At 41.3% G+C, this 762-nt stretch carries 1 protein-coding gene; it reads right to left on the bottom strand.

The window, feature by feature from the left end:
- On the bottom strand, positions 1–762 hold a 762-nt coding region (locus tag KSO91_RS18070), incomplete at both ends, for an NADP-dependent isocitrate dehydrogenase (protein WP_238744281.1).

The following is a 762-nucleotide window of genomic DNA, read 5'->3' as shown; positions in this document are numbered from 1 at the left end:
TAAATGTTTTATCGTGTGAACCGTACTCTTCCGCCTTCTGTGCCATTAGGCCTACATTAGAAACATTGCCCATAGTCGCCGGATCAAATGCGCCATGTTGACGACAAAATGCGATTGTCTCTTGATAGATACCCGCATAACAACGATCTGGAATCATCGCTTTAGTGTCTGCTAGTTTGCCTTGTGCATCCCACATCATACCGCTTGAGCGGATCATAGCAGGCATAGACGCATCAACTATCACATCACTTGGTACGTGTAAGTTGGTGATCCCTTTATCAGAATCAACCATCGCCAATGCAGGCCGTGTTGCATAAACAGCTTGAATATCGGCTTCTATTTGCGCTTTTTCTTCTGCAGGTAAGTTAGCTATTTTTGCATAAACATCGCCTAGACCGTTACTTGCATCAACACCTAATGTTGCAAATAACTCCGCGTATTTAGTAAACACATCTTTAAAGTAAACAGTAACAGCATGACCAAATATAACTGGATCAGATACTTTCATCATAGTCGCTTTAAGGTGTAGAGAGAGTAAAATATTATTCTCTTTCGCATCCAGCATTTGCGCTTCAAAGAAACTACGTAGAGGAGCACAACGCATGACTGATGCGTCAATTACTTCACCTTTTAATACTGGCGTTGAAGCTTTTAATGCATGACTAACACCCGCTTCATTAGTAAATTCAATTTTCACATCATCATCATGGCCTAATACAACCGATTGCTCGCTACCGTAAAAATCGCCTTCCAGCATATTAG

Source organism: Psychromonas antarctica, assembly GCF_022267535.1.
Lineage (GTDB): Bacteria > Pseudomonadota > Gammaproteobacteria > Enterobacterales > Psychromonadaceae > Psychromonas > Psychromonas antarctica.
This window is presented reverse-complemented; position numbering and strand designations above follow the sequence as displayed.